Annotated in this window: 2 protein-coding genes; one reads left to right on the forward strand and one right to left on the reverse strand. The window is 50.0% G+C overall.

Going from position 1 to position 3307, the window contains the following annotated elements; genetic code table 11:
* Positions 1-162: 162 nt before the first annotated feature.
* Complete coding sequence (locus tag ACSZO1_RS21960) at positions 163-1797, forward strand: Na+/H+ antiporter (RefSeq protein WP_437616453.1); 1635 nt, start codon at positions 163-165, stop codon at positions 1795-1797.
* Between the two features lie 310 nt (positions 1798-2107).
* Here the strand turns inward: ACSZO1_RS21960 and ACSZO1_RS21965 are convergent, their stop codons facing one another.
* Positions 2108-3223, reverse strand: coding sequence for an endonuclease/exonuclease/phosphatase family protein (locus ACSZO1_RS21965; protein ID WP_437616455.1), 1116 nt, complete (start codon positions 3221-3223; stop codon positions 2108-2110).
* Between the last annotated feature and the right edge of the window lie 84 nt (positions 3224-3307).

The raw sequence follows: 3307 nt of genomic DNA on the forward strand, positions 1-3307 counted from the left end.
GATTCAGGCAACCGTCTGTGGTGTTTGCAGAGCTAAGATTGGCGGCTTAGCGTTGCACTTCGGAGTTGAATCCGCCCCATACTGATTTATTTCTTCCAAATCAGATATTGTAATCCAGAGGATACTTTACGTAGGATACTTGCCCAAAAAGGAGATCGCTAAATGTCAATTATCACCATTGTGCTCGTATTCATGATGTCTATAGTAGGCACAGTGTTTTTATACCAGCTTTTGCCTGTAAAGTTCCCATTGCCTTTAATACAGATCGCTACTGGTGCGGCATTAGCCGCCGGTGGCTTTCAGGTCGATTTTGATCCGCATATTTTTCTGCTTCTTTTTATTCCACCATTGTTATTTCTGGATGGATGGCGAATCCCCAAAGATGCCTTCTTCAGTGACCTGAAGCCAATTTTGTCGCTGGCTATCGGGCTTGTGTTGGTCACCATTCTTGGCATTGGCTGGTTCATTCACTGGCTTATACCGACTTTAACAATCGCAACGGGATTTGTACTGGCAGCTATACTTTCTCCAACGGATCCAGTCGCGCTGGCAGCAATGACGGGCAACTCTCCATTACCCTCACGGATGGGACATATTCTGGAGGGAGAATCTTTACTAAATGATGCATCTGGACTGGTGGCCTTCAATTTTGCCGTTGCAGCTGTACTGACTGGCAGTTTCTCTCCAGGCGACGCGGTTGCTAAATTTTTTCTGGTTGCAATGGGGGGGATCCTTTGCGGTCTTTTTGTTGTATGGCTAACAGGAAAATGCAACAACTTTCTTGTCAGGCGAACTCGTGAAGAACCAGCTATACAGATACTGATCAGTCTTTTAATACCGTTTTCGGCATACATCATAGCAGAAGGGATCCATGTTTCAGGGATACTGGCCTCTGTCGCAGCTGGTATTGGGATGCACTATGAGCAGTTGTCAGGCCCCCGCCTTCCTGCAACACGTATGAAGAGTAGTGCGGTATGGAATATGCTTCAAACTACGCTAAATGGTATGATATTCCTGATGCTTGGTGAGCAATTACCCAGACTAATTCAGACTTTGCCAGATGTTGCTCGCCAGGCTGGTGTCAACTCGCCCTGGTATTTACTGTTGTATGCTGTCGTAATTACTTTCGCTCTGGGGGGGATTCGTTTTTGCTGGGTTTGGCTTTCAATGACGTTAACGGTATTTCGTCAGAAACGTCGGGGGCAGGTAATAACCATACGTCCGCGATTCAGTGTACTGGCTGTGATGGCATTGGCTGGAGTTAAAGGCGCTATTACACTGGCCGGTATTCTGACTCTGCCGGTCACACTGGCAAATGGTTCCCCTTTTCCGGGCAGAGAGTTACTAATTTTTCTCTCGATGGCTGTTATTTTGATGTCTCTCATTATTGCCGCTGTCGGGCTCCCTTATATGACAAGGTTTATTGCAGATGATCTGCCTCATACTTCAGGAAATGGCAATGTCAGGGCGGCACTTAATGAAGCTGCCATTAACCGCCTGAACGAACTGCTGAGTGAACCCGCTGAAAACCCTGAGGAAGAAGCGAGACGGGCAGATGCGGGGAATGTGCTTCTGGAAATATATCAGCGACGTCTTCACTATAATGACAGCGATGAAGACAGTGATATCGGAAGGGAGCTTGAAAAACGAGCCAGCCTTGAGAAAGAAATGCAACGGGAAGCCATTATAGCTCAGCGTAATGAACTCTTTAGACTTCGACGTGCCCGTAATATAAGCGATATAACCTTTCAGCAGACTCTAAGGGCTATAGACCTCAAAGAAGAGAGCCTTCATTAGCAAGTTGGTACCACGACTTTACCAGATAACCCCTCTTTAGCTGACTACATAGGGGTTACTGGCCTGTACCTTCGCTGCGTCCCCTCACCTTAGCTAAGCACAACCACCCCCTCCGCACCGTCCATCTTAAACTGCACTCAGCGCCCTCCCGCAGGTTCAGTATAAACACCCTCGCAAAAGTTTTCGTTCATTTGGTGGTATCAGACATTAAACGACCATGCAGCACTATCGATAAGCTGGAGTGGTCACCGCCAGCTTATGCTGATTTCAGGGGGGATGTGCTGTGCTTTCGATTATGCTTCAGGGTGGATTAAAGCGCCAAATCAACCCAGACGGCCGCATGATCGGAGGCCGCGTTTACCGGTTTTAAGAGCTCAGGATAGGTTTCCCATTTCACCGGACGTACGCCGGGCCACATCCCTTTTCGCCAGACGCCACCCTTTTCCACTTTCTGCCACAGCGCCGGCGAGAGCAGGATGTAGTCAATTTTACTGGCCGCGGTACAACGGCCCCAGGTGCCCGGATATCCGCCATCGTCGAAGCGCTCATGAGTGAAAATGTCTTTCAGGTCGGTATCCTGTAGCAGGGGAGCCAGCGGTTTGCTGTCCGGAGTATCATTAAAGTCGCCGGTAATGGCGATAAGCGTGGCACCCTGCTTAATGCGCTGCTGGTAAATCATTTTTACACGCTCCGCCTGCGCTCTGCGGCGGGCGTCCGAACTGCTTTTGGTACCGTAGCCCTTACTTTTCAGGTGATTCACGATGACCAGCAGCGTTTTCCCATCGGGCAGCGGAATAGAAAACTCAGGGCAATCGCGGGAGAAGATCAGGGTGCCGCTTTTATCCTTATCGTCCACATGACTACGGATAGTATCAATGGGGAAGCGCGCGACTGTCATCAGACCGACATCAATCCCCCGCCTGTCATTGCCGTCGATCACCATGACGTGCGCACAGGGCTCGCCATGGCGCGCGGGCAGCATCTCATTATTAAATGCCAGTAATGCCGGGCGATTATCGGCCTCTATCACTGTCAGAAGGTCGGCGCTTAAGTCCACCATGACCTGGGCTGTCAGGCTCATTGCCACATCGTCAACTGGCGCGCGACGCAGCTCCAGCGATCCTACCCAGTCAGCGCGTCCGTCTGCAGTAATGCTAATGCCCCCCTCATCTTTATGACGTGTCAGCAGTTTGCCGCGGTTACGGCGCAGGTTCACAAACGGGCCGGTGTCCGATGTTTTCAGACCCAGTGCGTTCATGAGCTCGACCATGTCAGCTTTCACTGCATCTGTATAGGTCGTCTGCCCCAGAAGTTCGTTAAGCCGGGCAAACTTCTCCAGTACAGGTTTACCCGCCTGCCACTGACTCTGGTTCATCGCCAGGGCGCGATCAAACAGGTTTTCGACGTTAAATGAAGCCAGACGCATGTGCTTATCGTAAGCGTCTCATACATACCGTATATTGACTTAAAATAGCAATATGCAGCAACTCAGAACCGTACGGACTTACTA

The sequence above is a fragment of the Erwinia sp. V71 genome, assembly GCF_965644245.1.
Classification (GTDB): Bacteria; Pseudomonadota; Gammaproteobacteria; order Enterobacterales; family Enterobacteriaceae; genus Erwinia.